Origin of the sequence: Burkholderia sp. HI4860, from assembly GCF_002223045.2 — a bacterium.
Taxonomy (GTDB): domain Bacteria; phylum Pseudomonadota; class Gammaproteobacteria; order Burkholderiales; family Burkholderiaceae; genus Burkholderia.
The window spans coordinates 1,060,198-1,079,285 of sequence record NZ_NKFO02000001.1; the positions used below are offsets into that span (position 1 = coordinate 1,060,198).

At 65.8% G+C, this 19,088-nt stretch carries 16 protein-coding genes and 1 pseudogene; 15 read left to right on the top strand and 2 right to left on the bottom strand.

Translation table 11 applies throughout. From position 1 onward, the window contains the following. Positions 1-60 precede the first annotated feature (60 nt). The 14 genes from CFB34_RS04765 to CFB34_RS04830 all read left to right on the top strand — a co-directional run bounded on the left by CFB34_RS04765 (position 61) and on the right by CFB34_RS04830 (position 13,503). Positions 61-1,662 carry an amino acid adenylation domain-containing protein gene (locus CFB34_RS04765; RefSeq protein WP_089441430.1) on the top strand — a complete coding sequence of 534 codons (1,602 nt, stop codon included), beginning with the start codon at positions 61-63 and terminating at the stop codon, positions 1,660-1,662. Further along, a complete protein-coding gene (locus CFB34_RS04770) occupies positions 1,595-1,852 on the top strand; it encodes an acyl carrier protein (protein WP_089428863.1) in 258 nt (85 codons plus the stop codon). Before CFB34_RS04765 ends, CFB34_RS04770 begins: the two co-directional genes overlap by 68 nt. Before the next feature lie 29 nt (positions 1,853-1,881). Beyond that, positions 1,882-2,805: a chlorinating enzyme gene (locus CFB34_RS04775; protein WP_089428864.1), complete on the top strand. Its 924-nt coding sequence runs from the start codon at positions 1,882-1,884 to the stop codon at positions 2,803-2,805. 106 nt (positions 2,806-2,911) lie between these two features. Further along, positions 2,912-3,127: a phosphopantetheine-binding protein gene (locus CFB34_RS04780; protein WP_242808564.1), complete on the top strand. Its 216-nt coding sequence runs from the start codon at positions 2,912-2,914 to the stop codon at positions 3,125-3,127. Next, the gene (locus CFB34_RS04785; RefSeq protein WP_089441431.1) at positions 3,124-4,029 is read left to right on the top strand and encodes an alpha/beta hydrolase; all 906 of its coding nucleotides are present in this window, start codon (positions 3,124-3,126) and stop codon (positions 4,027-4,029) included. Before CFB34_RS04780 ends, CFB34_RS04785 begins: the two co-directional genes overlap by 4 nt. Beyond that, entirely contained in the window at positions 4,026-4,604 is a 579-nt protein-coding gene (locus CFB34_RS04790) for a GNAT family protein (RefSeq protein WP_089441432.1), read from the top strand. Before CFB34_RS04785 ends, CFB34_RS04790 begins: the two co-directional genes overlap by 4 nt. 69 nt (positions 4,605-4,673) lie before the next feature. Then, the gene (locus tag CFB34_RS04795) at positions 4,674-5,297 is read left to right on the top strand and encodes a LysE family translocator (protein ID WP_089428868.1); all 624 of its coding nucleotides are present in this window, start codon (positions 4,674-4,676) and stop codon (positions 5,295-5,297) included. 21 nt (positions 5,298-5,318) lie between these two features. Then, positions 5,319-6,146 carry an alpha/beta fold hydrolase gene (locus tag CFB34_RS04800; protein ID WP_089441433.1) on the top strand — a complete coding sequence of 276 codons (828 nt, stop codon included), beginning with the start codon at positions 5,319-5,321 and terminating at the stop codon, positions 6,144-6,146. Then, entirely contained in the window at positions 6,143-7,744 is a 1,602-nt protein-coding gene (locus tag CFB34_RS04805; RefSeq protein ID WP_089441434.1) for a gamma-glutamyltransferase, read from the top strand. The genes CFB34_RS04800 and CFB34_RS04805 overlap by 4 nt, the downstream gene beginning before the upstream one ends. Next, positions 7,737-9,278 carry a threonine ammonia-lyase, biosynthetic gene (ilvA, locus tag CFB34_RS04810; protein ID WP_242808565.1) on the top strand — a complete coding sequence of 514 codons (1,542 nt, stop codon included), beginning with the start codon at positions 7,737-7,739 and terminating at the stop codon, positions 9,276-9,278. Before CFB34_RS04805 ends, ilvA begins: the two co-directional genes overlap by 8 nt. Positions 9,279-9,335: 57 nt before the next feature. Further along, positions 9,336-9,908 carry a LysE family transporter gene (locus tag CFB34_RS04815; protein WP_179243778.1) on the top strand — a complete coding sequence of 191 codons (573 nt, stop codon included), beginning with the start codon at positions 9,336-9,338 and terminating at the stop codon, positions 9,906-9,908. A 1,063-nt stretch (positions 9,909-10,971) separates the two neighbouring features. Further along, positions 10,972-12,543: a flagellar hook-length control protein FliK gene (locus tag CFB34_RS04820; RefSeq protein ID WP_218829648.1), complete on the top strand. Its 1,572-nt coding sequence runs from the start codon at positions 10,972-10,974 to the stop codon at positions 12,541-12,543. Between the two features lie 175 nt (positions 12,544-12,718). After that, entirely contained in the window at positions 12,719-12,874 is a 156-nt protein-coding gene (locus tag CFB34_RS04825) for a hypothetical protein (protein ID WP_006481665.1), read from the top strand. A gap of 149 nt (positions 12,875-13,023) precedes the next feature. Next, positions 13,024-13,503, top strand: coding sequence for a GNAT family N-acetyltransferase (locus CFB34_RS04830; protein WP_089441436.1), 480 nt, complete (start codon positions 13,024-13,026; stop codon positions 13,501-13,503). A gap of 268 nt (positions 13,504-13,771) precedes the next feature. Here the strand turns inward: CFB34_RS04830 and CFB34_RS04835 are convergent, their stop codons facing one another. Further along, a complete protein-coding gene (locus CFB34_RS04835) occupies positions 13,772-16,861 on the bottom strand; it encodes a heavy metal translocating P-type ATPase (RefSeq protein WP_089441437.1) in 3,090 nt (1,029 codons plus the stop codon). A gap of 218 nt (positions 16,862-17,079) precedes the next feature. Next, a pseudogene (locus CFB34_RS04840) lies at positions 17,080-17,217 on the bottom strand (toxin-antitoxin system HicB family antitoxin); the annotation flags it as partial. A gap of 286 nt (positions 17,218-17,503) precedes the next feature. Here CFB34_RS04840 and CFB34_RS04845 point away from each other — a divergent pair. Continuing rightward, a complete protein-coding gene (locus tag CFB34_RS04845; protein WP_089441438.1) occupies positions 17,504-18,940 on the top strand; it encodes a DUF1254 domain-containing protein in 1,437 nt (478 codons plus the stop codon). Positions 18,941-19,088: the final 148 nt, after the last annotated feature.

Below are 19,088 nucleotides of genomic sequence, written 5' to 3' on the forward strand. Positions count from 1 at the left end.
CGTCGGGCCGTCTTGCCGCCCGGAGACGAGCGTCTGCCTTGTGTCGACCTGGAGCCGGAGATGAGCATACTCGAGCGATTCAGACAGGTGGTCCGGCTTCATGCGGCGCACACGGCGCTTGCCGCGCGAAGCGCGCGTTACACCTACGATCAGCTTGACGCGCTGTCCGATCGGTTGGCGGCCTGTCTCGACGGATTCGACGTGGCCGCCGGTTCGCCAGTCGTGCTGCTTCTGCCGCGCTCGCCCGGTGCGGTGATCGCGATGATCGGGGTGTTGAAGATCGGCGCCTATTACGTTCCGGTCGATCCGGCCGGTCCGACCGCGATAGTGAACGAGCATCTGCGGGAGCTCGGCGCGCGCGTCGTACTGACCTTGCCCGAATACGCCGCGCATCTGCAGCTCGATCCGGATCTCGAAGGCATCGTGCTCGTCGAGGTCGGTCGGGACGGGGTGTTGTGGACCCGGCATGACGTTCTCGACAGGCGTGCGTGTTCGCGGGCGGTGGCGCCGGATTCGCCCGCCTACGCAATGTTTACCTCCGGCAGCACAGGCAGGCCGAAGGGCGTGCTCGTGCCGCATCAGGCGATCCGGCGACTGGTCGTCGAGACGAACTACATCGAGCTGAATGCGCAAGATCGTGTGCTGCAAATGGCGCCGATTACGTTCGATGCGTCGACTTTCGAAATATGGGGCGCGTTGCTCAACGGCGCGACCTTGGTGGTCGAGGAATCGCCGGTGCTGGATCTGAATGCCATGGGCTGTCTCGTACGCGAAGAACAGGTCACGGTCATGTGGTTGACGGCTGCACTTTTCCATCTCGTGGTTCGCAACCGCCTCCCGTTGATGGCGGGGCTTCGCGTGCTGCTGGCGGGCGGCGACGTGCTTCAGCCGGAATCAGTTAGAACCGTGCTTTCCGCGTTCCCGTCGCTCACCGTGATCAATGGGTACGGGCCGACCGAAAACACGACCTTTACCTGCTGTCATGCGATGACGGCGGCTACGCCACCGGGCGCAACGGTACCCATCGGCAAGCCGATCACGGGTACCACCGTACGCGTACTCGACGAGAACGGGCGGCCGGTACGCCGAGGCGAGGCGGGCGTGCTGTATGCGGGCGGGATCGGCCTCGCGCTCGGCTATCTGAACGATCCGGAACGGACCCGTGCCGCTTTCGTCGACGATCCCGACGGTCAGGATCGGAAACTGTATCGGACGGGTGATCTCGTGCGCGAACGTGACGACGGTACCTACGAATTCATCGGTCGTCTCGACAGGCAGGTGAAGATCCGCGGGTATCGCGTCTCGGTGGAACAGGTGCAGCAGGTGCTCGCGATGGCCGACGGTGTCGAGGACGCGATCGTCGAGGTCGGCCAGGACGAGCTGGGGGAGAAGCGGCTCGTCGCATTCGTACAGTCGCCCGGGGATCCTGCCAAGGTCCGGGCGGCGGTCCGACAGTACCTTCGGCAGCGTCTGGCGGGTTACATGATCCCCGACGTGATTGAAGTGCAAGCGGCGCTGCCGTTGACTGCCAACGGCAAGGTCAACAGGAAGCGTCTGATGAGTTCGCGGGAGACCCGCAACACTGGAGAGGAGCATGAGCGAATCGCTGCAGTTCAAGGAGCCCATTCGGAAACGGCTGGCGGGGTTGTTGAAGGATCGTGAGGTCGGCGACGACGACGATTTTTTTGATCTCGGCGCAAGTTCGCTGTCGATCGTCGAACTGCAAGTCAAGATCGAAGCGGATCTGGGGGTGACCGTACCCACGGCCAAGCTGATGCTGACGCCGACGCTGGCCGGCTGGGCCGAGCTTTATCGCGCGGCGGCCGTCGCTGCGACGGCCGTCGAGAAATAGCACGAAGTGACTCAATCAAGAGGACCGACATGACGCAGTTTTCATTGACCCCGGACGAACTCGCTCAATTCCGCGCACAGGGCTTCTTCGGGCCGTTTCGCGTGTACTCGCCCGAGGAGGCGCGCAAACGCTACAGGGCAATCCGGGCCGAGCTGTTCGACAGGGAATACGCGATTTACGACCTGCCGGCAACCAGCCCCATCGCCAATTACGATCGTCACCTGGACGTGAACCTGCTCAGCGAGCATATCGGCAAGCGTGAGATCGTCGATCGCGTGGCGGGCATGCTGGGCCCGGACCTGCTGTGCTGGCGATCGGAGATGTTTCCGAAGTATCCGGGCGACGAGGGTACGGACTGGCATCAGGCCGACACGTTCGCGCATGCGTCGGGCGAACCGCAGATCGTCTGGCCCGGGGACAGCCGGTTCGGCGGTGCCATTACCGCATGGACGGCATTTACCGACGCGACCGAGGAGAACGGTTGCCTTCGCTTCATCCCCGGCACGCACGAGGAGATGTTCTACGACGAGTCGAAGAAGATGGCCTACGACTCGTCGAAGATCAATAACCAGGAAAAGGACGGGATCAAGCGCGGCTTTTTCGGTTACGACTACCGCACCCTTCAGAAGGATCCGTCGTGGAAGCCGGACGAATCGCAGGCGGTGTCGATCAAGATGCAGGCAGGCGAGTGCGTGATCTTCTGGTCTACGCTGATGCATTCGTCGTTTCCAAATTCGACGACCGACACGACGCGACTTGGATACGCGAGCCGTTACGTTCCGACCGGTGTGAAGGTGTATCCGAATACGGATGTCGTTGAGGAGTACGGCAGTTCCATCTCGCTCGACAAATACGGCGTGGTCCTGGTGTCGGGGGAGGACCACTACGGGCATAACAAGCGTGTCCATAACAATGCGAGAGGGCAGGTGTTCGCCTTCGAGGGTCGCGGCTGACGGCCCGGCACGGGAAATATCCGGAGCGCCGCATCCTGCGGGATGGCAAGGACGGCGGCGTTCCGATCAATGCGACGGAGTGGACATGCAGACAACCAGGGCACTCGTGAAGCGCCTTTTTTCCGAATCGCTCGGTATCGAGCACATCGCTTCCGATGCGGATTTCTTTGTGCTGGGAGGCGGATCGCTGGCAGCGGCGGTGCTGGTGACGAAGGTCGAGCAGGCATGCGGCATCGAAGTATCGCTGCTGGACTTCATGAACCATTCGACGATCGATGGCTTCGCCGGTATCGTCGAACAGCGCCTGAGCAGCGTCGCATGAGCCACGCTACCTGCTCGCCGGCCCTCACGGACGGAATGCGCGGCGCGGTCGATGCGGACGACGTCGAGATACATTACCTGAAGCGAGGCAGCGGCCCGTTGGTCATATGCTCGCATGGCTTTCCCGACAATGCCTTCACTTTCCTGCCGCTGGTCGACGCACTGGCGGAAGCCGGCTTTACCGCGGTCGCTCCGTACCTGCGCGGGTATGCGCCGTCGGGCGCAGCGCCGGTGGATCAGTACCACACCTGCTATATGGCCGGCGACCTGATCGCGCTGATCGACGGGCTTGGCTTCGAGCACGCGATTCTGGTCGGACACGACTGGGGCGCGCAGGCGTCCATCGCGGCCTCGATCCTGTTTCCGGAGCGCGTGACGAAGCTCGTCGCGCTGGGTTGGAGTCGTCCCGATGCCGCGCAGCGATTGCACTACGAATACCTGAAGGGAATCTGGCATACATTCTTCTTCCAGTCGCCGTCGGCCGAGCAGGTACTGGCCCATGACGATTTCGCCTTCATCGAAGCGTGGTGGCGTGATGCTTCCCGCAACTGGGACGTGCCGCGAGACACGATCGAATCGGTGAAGCGCACGTTTCGCCAGCCGGGCGTGCTCGAGGCTGCGCTCGCGCAATATCGTTGCCGCCACGTCCCGTTGCGTGATCCGCGGCGTCATGCGGAGCAGGCACGCATCGCCGCCGGGCCGGTACCGGTGCCGACGCTGCTGATGCATGGCACGCACGATCGGGAAGGGCGCCTCGACGCCTTCGTCGGCGACGGCGTGCCGGGGTATTTCTCGGCGGCCCTGACACGCAAGGTCGTCGAGGGGGCAGGGCATTTCCTTCACCTTGAAAAGGCAGCCGAGGTGAATCGCTCGATCATCGACTTCATTCTGGCGCAATCATGAACCGGATTCATCTGTCGGATATCCACGTGGACGACTTCATCGAGCAGGACATCGCCCCCTGTCTCGACTACTGGTATCGCTCGCCTTCGGCCCTGATGGAGTCGATGAATGTCGATGTCGACAAGCTGCCGAGCGAGCGCCGGATGCGGGAGCTGCTGACGATTCTGGTGCGATGGAACTGCAGCGGTGCCGCACCTGCGCCGATCCTGGCGATCCGGCACATGGGCCGCGCAATCGGCGTACATGAACTGACGCATCTCAGCCCGGGATGCAGCGCCGTCATGCATGCTCATATCTGGCAGGCCCGGTATCGCGGCATCGGCATCGGGTCGGTTTCGTATCCGGCGGCCATGCGCATTTTCTTCGAAAGATTCTCGCTGAAATGCATCCGCTTCGAAACGCCGATCGACAATCTCTCGGCGCAAAGCGTCAAGCGCAAGCTCGGGATCGAGCCGCAGGGTGAAGGCACCATCGATATGCCAATGCTTCGGACTCCGGTAAAAACGATCAGCTATCGCGTGCTGCGGAAAGAGCTGGAAGAAATCGAGAAATTCGTCAACCCGATCGCAGGTTGACCGCGATTCACGATCAACGCCCGCTGCCTCCCGGCAGCCATTGCAATCCTATCCGTCACGAGGCACTTCATGTCGTTTGCTCTTTCATCAGGGATCGACCAATTCAAACCACTGGCGGTCGCTGCGTATATTCTCGCGTTGTCGATTACGCCGGGCCCGAACAACGTCATGCTTGCTGCGTCGGGGGCGAACTTCGGATTCGTGCGCACGTTGCCCCATCTGCTGGGCATTACGGTGGGCGCGACCGTTCTGGTGATGCTGAGCGCAACGGGGCTCGGGGTCGTCTTCATCGAGTATCCGGCTGCGAGGCTGGCGTTGTTCGTGATTGGCGCGCTCTACCTGGCGTACCTCGCCTACAAGATTGCGAACGCCGGGCGTCCCGCCGCGAAAGAGGCGGAAACGAAGCCGTTTTCGTTCGTTCAGGCCGCCATGTTCCAGTTCGTCAATCCCAAGACCTGGCTCATGGCCGCGAACCTGATCGTTCTGTTCTCGGTCGATGGCCAGGGATTCGTTTCATCAGTGATCGGCATCTGCATCCTGATGATCGTGATCAATTTCCCGGCGGTGTCGGTGTGGGCGGCGCTGGGCGTCGGCATGCAGACCCTGTTGCAGACCGAACGCGCGCGCGTGATCTACAACCGCACGATGGCGCTGCTGCTGCTGGCGTGCGTGCCGTTGCTGTTCTGGAAATAAGCTCGATCGAGCGCATTCGCCATGCCGGAAATCGTCAAGTCGAGCCGCGGTCTCGTGTCTTTTTCCGCGAACGGGAAACCTGACGCGCGGATTTATTGCCTGCCCTACGCGGGCGGCAGCGCCTCTATTTTTGCCGGTTGGCGGCAGGCGCTGCCGGCGAACCTCGAAGTGTGCGCGATCGAGTTGCCCGGGCGGGGGGGCCGGTTTTCCGAACCCGCGCTGACGCACATGGATGCCATCGTCGATGAACTGGTTCGTGTCGTCGGCGACCGCGCGGACATTCCTTTCGCGCTGTTCGGCCACAGCATGGGGGCCGTCATCGCGGTCGAGCTGGCACGTCGGCTCGTCGACCTGGGACGTCGTCCGACTGCACTCGTCGCGTCCGCATGTGCCGCGCCGCACCTGCCGCTGCGCCGCGAGCACGTGCTGCACGTCCTTCCGCGCGATGCGTTGATCGACGCGTTGATACGTCTCAACGGGTTGCCGGCCGTCGCGCTCGAGCGGAGAGACTTCATCGACACCTTCATGCCGACCATCCGTGCCGATCTGCAGTGTCGGGAAACATGGCGCAGTACGCCGCGCGACCTGGGCATACCGGTCCACGTGCTCGCCGGGAAGGACGACGAACTGGTGTCGGAAGCGGATGCGCTGGCGTGGCAGGTATTCACGTCGACGCAATTTTCGATCACGCGCTTCGACGGTGGGCATTTTTTCATTCAATCGGCAATGCAGGCCGTACTGGATCACCTGGCCACGATCGTCCTGCGGTCGCTGCAGCCTTGTCACGGCAGCCCGGCTTCGCCCGCACGCGTCACGTGCGCCCTCAATCACGACAGAGGCATGAAGTGACTCATTTTGAAAACTGGCAGATCAGGAAACCCGTGGTTTCGGCTTCCGGCGGCATCGTTGTCAGTCAGCACTACAAGGCATCACGCATCGGGGCAGCGGTGCTGGAGGAGGGCGGAAACGCCATCGACGCGGCGATCGCCGCGAGCTTTGCAATCGGTGTGCTTGAACCCTGGCAAAGCGGCTTGGGCGGCGTGGGGCATATGGTCGTCGCGCCGGCCGACGGAACCGCATTCAACATCGACTTCGCGGCGAGGGCCCCGTTGGCGCTCGAGCCCGACGACTATCGCCTGACCGGAGAATCCGCACGGGGCATGTTCGGGTGGCCCGCGGTCGTCGACGATCGAAATCTCGAAGGCCCGTTTTCAATCGGCGTGCCGGGGCAGGTTGCCGGCATGACGCTGGCCCACCGTGAGTTCGGTTCGCTCCCGTGGCGGCGGCTCGTGGAGCCGGCGATTCGCTGTGCTCGCGAGGGGCTCGAAGTCGATTGGTATCTGACCTTGAAGGTGGCGTCGGCTGCCCCGGGGCTCGCACGTTATCCGGCGAGCGCGGCATGCTATCTGCCCGATGGGCACGTGCCCGCGTCGGACTGGTCCGGCGCCGCCGCGCCCATCATGCTCGAGCATCAGGCCGCCACGCTGGAGGCGCTTGCCGAGCGTGGCGGCGAGGATTTTTACCGCGGCGCGCTTGCCCGCCGGATCGCTGCCGATTTCGCGGCGGTGGGATCGCGCCTGTGCATCGACGATCTGGCCGCCTATGGCGCCGAGATCAAGCAGATCGAAGCACTGTGCTACCGCGATGCGGCCATCCTGACCTCATCGGAACTGACCGCGGGGCCGGCGCTGGCCTGCGCGCTATCGCTGTTCGCACGGCAACCGGCCGGCGACGACATGGCGGTTCCGGACGCGCGATTCTTTTCGCGCATTGCCGACGCGCTGGCGCAGACCTATGCCGAGCGTCTCGGCGCCGGGGCGCCTACGGACGACGCACGGCGCGGTACGTGCACGACGCATATCAGTGTCGTCGACCGACATGGCAACGCGGTCGCGTTGACACAGACGTTATTGTCGATGTTTGGCTCGAAAGTGACGTTGCCGCAAACCGGCATCGTCACGAACAATGCCGTCATGTGGTTCGATCCCCGGCCGGGGAAAGCCAATTCGATCAGGCCCGGAGCGGTGCCGCTGTCGAACATGTGCCCGACGGTGATCCGGCGAGCGAGTGGCGACGTGCTTGCGCTGGGCGCGTCGGGAGGTCGACGGATCATGCCGGCCGTCATGCAGCTCATTACGTATCTGGTCGATTGCGGCATGTCGGTCGAGGACGCGATTCACTTTCCGCGCCTGGACGTGAGCGGCGACCCGTGGGTCACGGCCGACGAGCGTATCGAAGCATCGGTCGTGAATGCGATCGGCGCGACGCACGAGGTTCGGCGCGCGGCCAACCTGATCGCGCCGAATCTGTTCGGTTGCCCTAACGTTGTACTGCGCCATGCGGAAACCCGACAGCTGACGGGCGGTGCGTTCGTCTCGTCGCCATGGTCGGCGGCAGCGGCGGAGCGCGACACACGTCGGGACCGCCACGATCCAGTTCATGATTGATCACGCCATGCATGCAGAATTCAACTATCTGACCGGTATTTTGAACGCACCCGTCTACGACGTCGCGGTCAAGACGCCGCTCGAATGCCTGTCCCGGCTTTCCGAGCGTTTCGGCAGTCGTGTGTTGCTCAAGCGCGAGGACATGCAGCCGAGTTTCAGCTTCAAGGTGCGGGGTGCCTACACGCTGATGGCACGGCTGTCGAGCGACGCGCTCGCGCGCGGGGTGGTGACCGCTTCGGCCGGCAATCACGCGCAAGGCGTGGCGCTCGCGGCGCACACGCTGGGCTGCAAGGCCAGCGTGTTCATGCCTCACACGACGCCTGCGATCAAGGTACAAGCCGTGAAGCGCTACGGTGCCGAGGTGGTGCTGTGCGGTGACAATTTCGACGACGCGTGCGATGCCGCGCTGTCCTGCGCGAACGATCGAAAGCGTACTTTCGTCCCACCGTTCGACCATCCTCATGTGATTGCGGGGCAGGGCACAGTCGGGATGGAGATTCTGCAGCAGACGACCCAGCTCGATGCGATTTTCGTGCCGATCGGCGGCGGAGGGCTGGCCGCCGGCATTTGCGCGTACGTCAAGCGCGTGAAGCCGCAGATCAGGATTTTCGGCGTGGAGCCGAATGATGCCGACAGCATGAGTCAGGCGCTCGCCGGCGGCGCACCGGTGCGGCTCGCGCACGTCGGTCGCTTTTGCGACGGTGTGGCGGTACGCCAGGTCGGGGCGCACAGTTTCGCGTTGTGCAAGCAGTATCTGGACGGCATCGTGCTGGTGAACAACGACGAAGTCTGCGCGGCGATCAAGGACGTCTTCGTCGATACCCGCTCGATTCTCGAACCGTCGGGCGCACTGGCGCTCGCCGGATTGAAGGCCTGGCAGCAGCGCGAACAGTTGCAGGGGGCGACGCTGGTTGCCATTGCGTCCGGGGCCAACATGAATTTCGATCAGCTGCGCTATATCGCCGAGCGCTCGACGATCGGTGAACACCGGGAGGTGCGTCTTGCCGTATCGATCGCCGAGCGTCCCGGGAGTTTTCGCGCACTCATCGAGCAGCTCGGCGAGCGTGTCGTGACGGCATTCGACTACCGCCGCACGACCGGACGCGACGCGCAGGTTTTTGTGGGGGTGCAGACGCCGTGTGCCGAGAACGCGCAAAGCATCATTCACGACCTGGAAACGGCTGGCTACCGGGCCACGGATCTTGGCGGCAGTACGTTGTGGAAGACGTATGGGCATCAGCTCGTCGGCGCGGACGCATGGCATCTCGAGCAGGAAAGGCTCTTTCAGGTGATGTTTCCGGAGCGCCGCGGCGCGTTGCTGAAGTTCCTGCTGACACTCGACGATGCGTGGGATATCAGCCTGTTCCACTATCGTAACGAAGGGTTCGACTACGGGCGGGTGCTCATCGGGATTCGATGCGATCGCGCCGATTCGTCCCGGCTGACCCGCGCACTGGAGGCGACGAATTTCGAGTTCAGCGAACAGATCGACGCGCGACCGTATCTGGCATCGCTTCGTCATCCGGAATACTGATAAAAGGCGGCTAACACGTCGTTCGAGGCTACGTTGAATACTCACCAATTGATCACGATGTGTTTTTACGCGGCTCTGGTGCTGGTTGTCCCGGGGCCGACCAACACGTTGCTGTTTTCATCGGGCATCAGTGTCGGCTTGGCGCGAACGCTGCCGCTTGTGCTTGCCGAGGCGGCAGGCTATGTCATCGCCATCTCCGTGTGGGGATTTTCGCTACTGACGTTCGCGGTGGCGCATCCTCACGTCCTGACCGTGATCAAGGTCGCATGTTCGTCGTACCTGCTGTTGCTGGCGATCAACATGTGGACGCAGGGCCGGATGGAAGAGGACAAGCGCGCGAAGGCCGTAACGTGGCGGAACCTGTTCGTCGCCACGCTGTTGAATCCGAAGGCCTTTCTGCTGGCCAGCACGGCATTTCCATTGCAGGCGTTCCATGATGCCGGCAACGGGGCCGTGGCATTCGGTGCGTTTCTACTGGTGCTCGTGCCTATTGGGACGGGTTGGGCCAGCCTGGGGCGCGTGACGAGCGTCCTGGCATCCGGGCCGCGGCATATTACGACGCTGCTTCGTTCTGCGTCGATGCTGCTGGTGTTGTTTTCCGGAACCCTCCTGTATTCACTCGTCAAATGAGCCTCCGGTGATCGTGCTGCTCGCCATTTAGGGGGGCGGCCTTTGCGGGTGCAGATGTCCCGGATACCCTGCCGGCCATCCGCGAGCGCTCGCGACAAGGCTTTCGACTGATGCATTGCCTCACTTTGGTATAGACGGAGCGCTGCGCCGGCGTTAGCGTGCGCGCAGTTCGCCCGCCGGCTGGATCAGCCAGGCCCTCGGTCGACATCGGGTTGGTGACATCGTCGACCTTGCGATCGAGCGCCGCACCCATTCCGGCATTGACCTCACGCCGGAAGCAATTTCCTTTTTGATGGTGCCGGCAGGCGGCAGGACGTCGAGTCCTATGGCATGTCGCAGTTGGGTGAAACAGTGCACCTGGATCCGGGCCTTTCGTTCGACCCGGTGTGTGCTGTGCAAGGTGAGTCGCGACGAATTGCGGCACCAGGGGCCACGGCATTGCCGGTTGGTGTGTCGCTTGGGTCGACTGTTTTGGAGGGGTGTAGTCGACTGCCATGACAGGATTCGCGGCGATGTGACCGTGTGCCCGCGTCCACTGCATGACGGCATGCATGCGTTGACGAGTGTGACTGGCCATAACAGTCTTCGTCAGCCAGATCGGGTGTAGGGCGTCTGCACAAGTAGCCCGGTCAATCGCGTCGAGCGTCCGGTTGCCGAGCCGGGGAAAGACGTCGCCTTCCAGGCTGCTGATCCAGCGGATTGCATGCTTTTTACTCGTTCACCTGGGCTCACGTTCGTCCTGGACTTGGCGGGCGGCTTGCTCGAACGCAAGGGCCGCCCCAACACTGGCGCCTCTCGATCCCGATTGCGCGGGTCGATGCGGTCTGCGCCGCTCAGTAGTCCGGTCACTTTTCCGGCGAAGCCGGGTTTGTCGGGTGGTTTGAGCGTTTTGGCTTGTTTGTCGGTTAGCATCGGTTTCAGGCCCATCACATCGCCCATCGGAAATCACTGGATAGGGTGGAATTCTGTCAGCGTAAAATGGACAGGTTGATGATGCAAATTATTGATTTGTTTAGAGATAGTTGGAATTCGATAGATGTTCTTGGACAGTAATTTGGCAGAAATGACCGAATCCGTTTCCTCGCCTCGCTTCCGTTCCAATCGTTCGTCGGCCCGTTCGCGCCCGCGCTCGGCTGCTGCCGCGGGCAGTACGTCCGCGAGGGCGACGGTGCGGTCCGGCAGTGCGCCGGCCGGCGACGCGTCGCGAGACGAACGGACGCTCGACCTGTTCGGCGACCCGGTGCTCGAGCCGGGCGAGCGTCTGCCGGCCGCGGCGCGTGACGAAGCGGGCGCGCAAGCCGAGGCGGCGGTCGATGTCGCGGACGATGTGGCGTCCGGGCGGCAGGCTGCGCTGGACGGGTTCAGTGCGCCGGATGGAGCCGCCGCGGCAGGGCATGTTGAAGCAGCGGAAGGTGCCGTGACGCCTGGAGACGCGACGGTGGCGCATGGCGTTTCGTCGCCTGAAGGTCGTGGTGACGCAAACGTCGACGTCGCGCCGGCTTCTGGCGCGGCTGCAATGAAGGCGGTCGATATTTCCCTGGGCGATGGCGTCGCAACGAAGGCCGCCGACGGGCCTGCGGGCGATGGCGCCGCAACGGCGGCGACCAAGCTGCAAGCAGATGAGGGTGCTGAGGTGAAGGCGACCGGATCTCAAGCGGCTGATGGCGAAGTAGAGAAGGCTGTTGCTGCTGCCGCCGTTAAATCCCGCGAAGGGCGGTCCTCCGGTGATGCCGTGAAGGAACGCCGTGGGTCGTCGGGCGGCAAACGGCGGGCGGCTGCCGGTGCGGGCGACGCGACAACGGAGCAATCCGCGCCGATCGTGACGAGCGTTGGCACGGCGGCGGAGGCGGCCGGTGCGAGCCCGGTGTCGGACACGGTGACGACGGTCGAGCCGCAAACGTCGGCGCAGCCGGCCAAGCCGGTGATTGCCGCCAACACGGCCAACACGGCCAATACGGCCAACACGGCCAATACGGCCAATACGGCCAACACGGCCAACACGGCCAACACGGCCAACACGGCGAACACGGCGAACACGGCGAACACGGCGAACACGGCGAACACGGCGAACACGGCGAACACGGCGAACACGGCGAACACGGCGAACACGGCGAACACGGCGAACACGGCCAACGCCGCGAAGGCCCATGACGCCGCGCCGCAGGTCGACGCCACCGTATCCCCCGTTACGCAGCCGCTGGCTTCCGCTGCCTCCTTTGTCACGAAGCCGTCGGCGGAGCGCACGCAACCGCCCGCGCCGGCCTTCGATCCGGATACGCACCTGCGCCCGCTGACCGACCGGCTGGCCGCCCTGCAGGCCGATGTGGATGGCCTGACGCGCACGGCCGATCGCGAGATGCGCCGCGTCAACCGCCTGCTGCTGGCGTTGGCCGTCGTCGTGCTGGCCGGGCTCGTCGCGCTGGTGATGCAGACGCGGCAGATCGCGCACCTGAAGCAGGACGTCGCCACGAAGCAGCAGCGGATCGATCGCCTCGCGGCCGATCTGTCGACGCAGCAGGCAACGCTGATGACGCTCGAGGAGCATCACGAGGCGCTTCTGTCGCAGGTCGACCGGCTTCAGCGCAACGCGAACCGCGAAGCCGCCGTTGCGAAGCGCGCTCGCCGCACGCGTTAATCGTTTCGACCCTATCCTGAGAGCTAGACGGAGCAAGGATCGCCGTGATGTACCGGCGATCCGCCGTCGCGCGCATGCGGCAAACTGATGCGGTGCGCTGGCGGAGTTCAGGGAAAACCCTTAGAATGGAGTCCGTCTAAGGGAAAACCCTAGTTACATCTGTCAGGAGTCTCACATGAGCTTCATCCTCGCCCTGCTGCAAAAGATCGACGACCTTTTCGTGTCCCCGCACCTGCCGCTCGACGCCGAATACTCGTACGCTGCGCGTCGTGCCGAAGCCGAGCGCGTGCGTCGTGCGCACCTCGTGCCGATCGTCCTGTACCGTCGCTGATTCGCTGATTCGCTGATTCGCTGATTCGCTGATTCGCTGCCAGCGCGGCGCCTGCCGCACCTGCCTGTCCGCTTTCCGCCGCTGCATCGCGCGCCGGCGCGACCGTCCCGCTACACTGGAAGTCCGATTCCGTTCACGGTGACCGGGCCATGCTGCAGATGCGGCCGATGACGGCCAGCGAATTCCACGCGTACCGCACGCGAGCCATCGACGGCTACGCGAGCGATCTCGTTGCATCCGGACAAAATGCTGTCGAAGGCGCGGCCAGCCGGGCGCGCGCCTGTTTCGACACGCTGCTGCCGGACGGCCTGCGTACCTCCGGCCAGACCCTCGTCGTGCTCATCGACGGCGCCAGCGGCGACGCGGTGGGCGACCTCTGGTACGCGATCGTGCCTGAAGGGCCGAACCGCACGCTGTTCATCTACGACCTCGACATTGCCCCGTCCCGGCGCCGCCAGGGCTGGGCCACGCGGACGCTCGAGGCGCTCGATGCCGAGGCACGCCGGTACGGCGTCACCGAGATCGGGCTGTCGGTGTTCAATCACAACGCGGCGGCCCGCGCGCTGTATCGTGCGTGCGGCTTCGCGCCGATCACGACGACCTTGATCAAGCCAGTCATTTCGGACTGAAGCCACCGGCCGGCGCCGCGTTGTCGTGCGCTGGCGATTTGACTCGCCATCGGCCAATGCCGGCCGACCTCACGATCCTGCCTGTTTGCCAAGCGCCGAACGCCGAACGCCGAACGCCGAACGGCCGTTCGGCACACGTCACCGGCACACGTCACCGGCACACGTCACCGGCACACGTCACCGGCACACGTCACCGGCACAAGTCACCGGCACAAGTCACCGGCACAAGTCACCGGCACAAATCACCAGCCCACGCCCCCGCCACACATCACCGCGCGCGCCCCTTCCATCTCCGCAACAGCAACGCATTGGTCACGACGCTGACGCTCGAGAACGCCATCGCCGCGCCCGCGATCACCGGGTTCAGCCAGCCGAGCGCCGCGAGCGGCACGCCGACCAGGTTGTAGACGAACGCCCAGAACAGGTTCTGCTGGATCTTCCGGTACGTGCGTCGGGAGATGTCGATCGCGTCCGCGACGAGCGCCGGGTCGCCGCGCATCAGCGTGATGCCGGCCGTGTGCATCGCGACGTCCGTGCCGGTCGCCATCGCGATACCGACGTCGGCCGCGGCGAGCGCGGGCGCATCGTTGATCCCGTCGCCGACCATCGCGACGATCCCGCCGTGCGTGCGCTTCAGCTCGGCGACGACGCGCGCCTTGTCGTCGGGCAGCACCTGCGCATGCACCTCGCCGATCCCGAGCGACGCCGCGACGGCGGCTGCGCTGCCGCGGTTGTCGCCCGTCACGAGCACGCTCGCGACGCCGCGCGCCGACAGCGCCGCGATCGCGTCGCGTGCGCCCGGCTTCACGGTGTCGCCGAAAGCGATCAGCGCGAGCAGTGCGCGCGGCGCGTCGGCGCGCATCAGCCACGAGATCGTGTTTCCCGCGCGCTCGAGCTCCGCCGCGCGTGCGTCGAGCGCGGGCGGCGTCGCGATGCCGAGCTCGTCGCGCCAGCGCGTGCTACCGAGCGCGAGCAACTGCCCGCCGACACGTGCTTCCACGCCGCGTCCGGCCACCGCACGCGCATCGGCGGCGACGGGCGACGACACCGCACCGCCGCGTGCGGCCAGGTCGGCGTCGTGCGCGGCGACCACGGCGCGCGCGAGCGGATGGTCGCTCTGGCGTTGCACCGCCGCCGCGAGCGCGAGCGCTTCGTCATGCGGCACGCCGACCGCTTCAAACGCGGTCACGGACGGCTTGCCTTCGGTCAGCGTACCGGTCTTGTCGAACGCGATCACGGTCGTGCGCTGCGCGAGTTCGAGCGCCTGCGCATCCTTGATCAGCACGCCGTGCCGGGCCGCGACGCCCGTGCCGGCCATGATCGCGGCGGGCGTCGCGAGGCCGAGCGCGCACGGGCACGCGATGACCAGCACCGCGACCGCGTTGAGGATCGCGGTTTCGGTGCCGGCGCCCGCGATCAGCCAGCCGACCAGCGTCAGCAACGCGATGCCGAGGATCGCCGGCACGAACACCTCGCTCACGCGATCGACGAGCCGCTGGATCGGCGCTTTCTCGGCCTGCGCGGATTCGACGAGGCGGATGATGCGAGCGAGCGTCGTCTCCGCGCCGATCGCGGTGGTTTCGACGACGAGCGCGCCTTCGCCATTGATCGAGCCGGCCGTGACGGGGTCGCCGTCGTCCTTCGGCACGGGCAGGCTTTCGCCGGTGATCAGCGATTCGTCGATGTGCGAGCGACCCGACACGATCCGGCCGTCGACCGGCACGCGCTCACCGGGACGGATGCTGACGCGGGTGCCGACGCGTACCTGCGCCAGCGGCACGTCGCGCTCGACGCCGTGCTCGACGACGCGCGCGCGGTCGGGACGCAGCGCGTTCAGCGCGCGGATCGCGTCGGTGGTCTGGCGCTTCGCGCGCGACTCGAGCCACTTGCCGAAGCGCACCAGCGTGACGATGACGGCCGACGCCTCGAAATACAGGTGGCCGGGATGCAGAGGATCGCGCAACAGCATCCACAGGCTCAGCCCGTACGCGGCCGACGTGCCGAGCGCGACGAGCAGGTCCATGTTGCCGGTGCGCGCCTTCACCGCATGCCAGGCCGCGCGATAGAAGCGCGCGCCGTAGCCGAACTGGACGATCGACGCGAGCATGAGCTGGAGCCAGCCGGGCAGCATCAGGTCGATGCCGAACGGTGCGACGAGCATCGGTGCGACAAGGGGCGCGCTCAGCACGGCGGACCAGATCACGAGATCGCGTTCGCGAATCGCTTCGAGGTGCTTGCGGGCGTCGGGGTCTTGCGCGGGGCTGCCCGGTTGCGCGTCAGCCCCGGCGGTGGCGCCGGCTGATGATGCGGCGGAGAGCGACGCGCGGTAGCCGGCTGTGGTGACGGCCGCGATCAGCGCCGCGGCGTCGAGCGCGCCGGCGCCGTGCACCGACGCACGCTCGGTCGCGAGGTTGACGGAAGCGCGCGCGACGCCCGGCACGGCGGCCAGCGCCTTCTCGACGCGGCCGGCGCACGATGCGCAGGTCATCCCGCCGATGTCGAGTTCGAGATCGGCGGGGGCGATGGCGGCCGCCGGCGGGATCGCGGCGCCGGCCACCGGCGTCGCGCCATAGCCGGCTTGTTTCACGGCTTCGGCGAGCCGGGCGGCGGTTACATCGGGCGCGGCGTCGACGGTAGCCCGTTCGGTCGCGAGGTTGACCGACGCGCGCGTGACGCCCGGCACCTTCGCCAGCGCCTTTTCGACACGCGACACGCAGGACGCGCACGTCATCCCGTCGATGTCGAGTTCGATGCTGGCGGGCGCGGCAGGCAGCGAAGGCGCGAACGCGGCGACGCCGGCATCCGTTACCGTCGGCGTCGCGCCGTAGCCGGCCTGCTTCACGGTGTCCACCAGTTGCGCGGCGGAAACGTTCGCCGCGGCATCGACGGTGGCGCGCTCGGTCGCGAGGTTGACCGACGCGCGCGTGACGCCCGGCACCTTCGCCAGCGCCTTTTCGACGCGCGACACGCACGATGCGCAGGTCATCCCGTCGATATCGAGTTCGATGGTGGTGCTGTCGGCCGGAAGCGGGTGGCGGGCAGTGGGAGCGGCCGCGGCCATCGGCGCGGGTGAGGCTTCGACAGGATGGGCATGCGGCGTCGCGGCGCCCCCGAGCAGCGGGTCGCGCACGGCGGCGCGGTAGCCGGCTGCGCCGACCGCCTCGACGAGTTGCGCGGCGTCGACCGTTTCCTGCGCAGTCACCGTCGCGGTGTGCGTGTCGAGGTCAACCGCCGCCTCGACGACGCCCGGTACCGCGGCCAGCGCCCGTTGCACGCGGCCCGTACAGCCGCCGCAATGCATGCCGTCGATGCTCAGCTCGATCGTATGCAGCGCTGCGGAGGCAAGTGGTTCAGTCATGTCGGATTCCCTGAATGCGCGGCTCATGCCGCCAATGATCCCAGTATCAACATTCCCACGATGGTAAGGTCAAGCGGTGGATGATGCATGCGATGCAAGGCGGGCGGATCGGCTCAAGGCCATCCCTGTTCACAGGGTGCCACGGCCCGGAAAAAGCGAACGCCCGGCTTCCACGAGGAAGGCCGGGCGTCACGAGCTGCACGCAATCGCGTGGCTGGCTACGCGCAGAGCTTGGCGCTGGCGAGACGGTTCAGGCTGACGCCCTGTTCGGCGGCCTGGATCACCAGCGCGCGGTGAGTTTGCGGCGGGATGCGGACCTTGAATTTACCGCTATAGGTTCGGTCGGCGATCGGTTCCGCCGCTGAGACAGATCCGAAGCCAGCCGAAACCGCTTCGATGCCGCCCCAATTTTCCTGAAGATCCGGCCAAACATTTGGGACCGGTCAGCCCGCGAATACGCGCCACCCGCTAATCGGCATATTGGGGGATGCCCTGAGGCGCTATGATACCGGCCTGACATCAGCGCCCACCGTTATGAACCGTAGCGAGACGGTTGTCCGGGCAGGCTGGGGTGCCTTGCTTTCGCCATTCGCAAGTCGAACAAGGCGTTGACTGAAAAGAATGATATTCGGCCAGTAATCGATGATTGAAAACCAGCAGGAATCAGTTTCTCTGCGGCGCGCGTGCGCGTCGCTCGCCATCATGGCGTTGCTAGCGGGGTGCGCGTCGCAACCGGACGCCATCCAGCGGAAAACCGGCTGGATGCGCGCGGAAGTCGCCGACTCCTACGTCTACGCGTATCCGCTCGTGCTGATGGACGTCGCGAAGGAAGCGGCGACGGGCGGCGACGGTGCGCAGCCGGGGCAGGCGCCGCTCAACACGCTGCGCCATGCGCAGGCGTTGCCGCCCGTCGGCGCGGTCAATCCGCCGCTGCCGGGCGTCGACACGCTCGACTCGACCGGCTGGCTCGACGTCGCGACCGAACCCGTGATCGTCACGTTGCCCGACACGCGCGGCCGCTACTGGGATGCGCGCGCACTCGACATGTGGACGAACGTGCTGTGGTCGTCGTCGAGCGTGGCCGCACGCGGGGCACGCGGCGGCGTGCGATCGCAAACGATTGCCTTCGTCGCGAAGGACTGGCAGGGCACGCTGCCGAAGGGCGCGGTCCGGATCGACGTCCCGTCGGCCAACGCGTGGCTCGAAGTCCGGCTGCAGACGAGCGGCGGGCGCGACCTCACGAACGTGAAGAAACTGCAGCGCGCGATCCGCGTGGTGCCGCTGTCCGTCTACACGGGCGCGGCGCGCGGCGCGTCGGTCGCGGTGCATGCGGGCAGCGCGCCGTCCGAAGCGGTGGGCGGCGGCACGCCGGCCGAGCAGGTGGCCGCACTCGATCCGAAGGCGTTCTTCACGCGCTTCGCGCAGGCGCTGCAGGACAACCCGGCGCCGGCCGACGATGCGCACGCACAGGCACTGCTCGGCGACATCGGCGTGTCGGCCGGCTACCCGGTGCTGTGGTCGGGCGACCGCCTCGCGGCCGCGACGGCCGGCGTCGCCGAGGCGCGCGCGCGGCTCTCGACCCCGCCGTCGAACCTGCTGAACGCGAACGGCTGGAGCTGGATCGGCGATACGGCCGGCAAGTACGGCCAGGACTACACGCTGCGCGCGTACGCGGCCTACACGCAGTTCGGCACCGCGACGCGCGATGACGAAACGCTCGCGGTCGTCCGCGTCGACAGCGACGGCCATCCGCTGAACGGGGCGAACCGCTACGTGCTGCATTTCGCGCCGGGCGCGCTGCCGCCGGTGCGTGCGTTCTGGACGCTGACGCCCTATACGACCAACGGCGCGCTGCCCGACGTCGGGTCGGCGCGCCGTTCGCTCGGCGATCGCGACCGCCTGCGCCGCAACCACGACGGCTCGATCGACATCGTCGTGTCGGCGTCGCCGGGCGGCACGCAGGCGGCCAACTGGCTGCCGGCGCCGCGCGCCGATTTCGCACTCGCGTTGCGCCTCTATGCGCCGAAGCCGCAGGCGAGCGACGGGTCGTGGATGCCGCCCGTCGTCGTCCGGAAATGAACGGATGACCGGCGGCGTTGTCCGACCGGCGGGCGCGACGGCGCCCGAACCTCGTCCCGTCCCCTCCTGAGCCTATACTTTCGGGATAGCGTGCGCGGCCGCCCGGTTCTCCGGCGCGGCCCGGCATTCCATCCCGAGGCATTCAAGC

What these genes read in the sequence shown, in the direction of transcription:
- CFB34_RS04820 (WP_218829648.1), top strand. Translation starts at nt 10,972, where the DNA reads ATGACCGAATCCGTTTCCTCGCCTCGCTTCCGTTCCAATCGTTCGTCG.
- CFB34_RS04815 (WP_179243778.1), top strand. Translation starts at nt 9,336, where the DNA reads ATGTGTTTTTACGCGGCTCTGGTGCTGGTTGTCCCGGGGCCGACCAAC.
- CFB34_RS04845 (WP_089441438.1), top strand. Translation starts at nt 17,504, where the DNA reads ATGATTGAAAACCAGCAGGAATCAGTTTCTCTGCGGCGCGCGTGCGCG.
- CFB34_RS04830 (WP_089441436.1), top strand. Translation starts at nt 13,024, where the DNA reads ATGCTGCAGATGCGGCCGATGACGGCCAGCGAATTCCACGCGTACCGC.
- CFB34_RS04790 (WP_089441432.1), top strand. Translation starts at nt 4,026, where the DNA reads ATGAACCGGATTCATCTGTCGGATATCCACGTGGACGACTTCATCGAG.
- CFB34_RS04825 (WP_006481665.1), top strand. Translation starts at nt 12,719, where the DNA reads ATGAGCTTCATCCTCGCCCTGCTGCAAAAGATCGACGACCTTTTCGTG.
- ilvA (WP_242808565.1), top strand. Translation starts at nt 7,737, where the DNA reads ATGATTGATCACGCCATGCATGCAGAATTCAACTATCTGACCGGTATT.
- CFB34_RS04795 (WP_089428868.1), top strand. Translation starts at nt 4,674, where the DNA reads ATGTCGTTTGCTCTTTCATCAGGGATCGACCAATTCAAACCACTGGCG.
- CFB34_RS04775 (WP_089428864.1), top strand. Translation starts at nt 1,882, where the DNA reads ATGACGCAGTTTTCATTGACCCCGGACGAACTCGCTCAATTCCGCGCA.
- CFB34_RS04765 (WP_089441430.1), top strand. Translation starts at nt 61, where the DNA reads ATGAGCATACTCGAGCGATTCAGACAGGTGGTCCGGCTTCATGCGGCG.
- CFB34_RS04800 (WP_089441433.1), top strand. Translation starts at nt 5,319, where the DNA reads ATGCCGGAAATCGTCAAGTCGAGCCGCGGTCTCGTGTCTTTTTCCGCG.
- CFB34_RS04835 (WP_089441437.1), bottom strand. Translation starts at nt 16,861, where the DNA reads ATGACTGAACCACTTGCCTCCGCAGCGCTGCATACGATCGAGCTGAGC.
- CFB34_RS04770 (WP_089428863.1), top strand. Translation starts at nt 1,595, where the DNA reads ATGAGCGAATCGCTGCAGTTCAAGGAGCCCATTCGGAAACGGCTGGCG.
- CFB34_RS04785 (WP_089441431.1), top strand. Translation starts at nt 3,124, where the DNA reads ATGAGCCACGCTACCTGCTCGCCGGCCCTCACGGACGGAATGCGCGGC.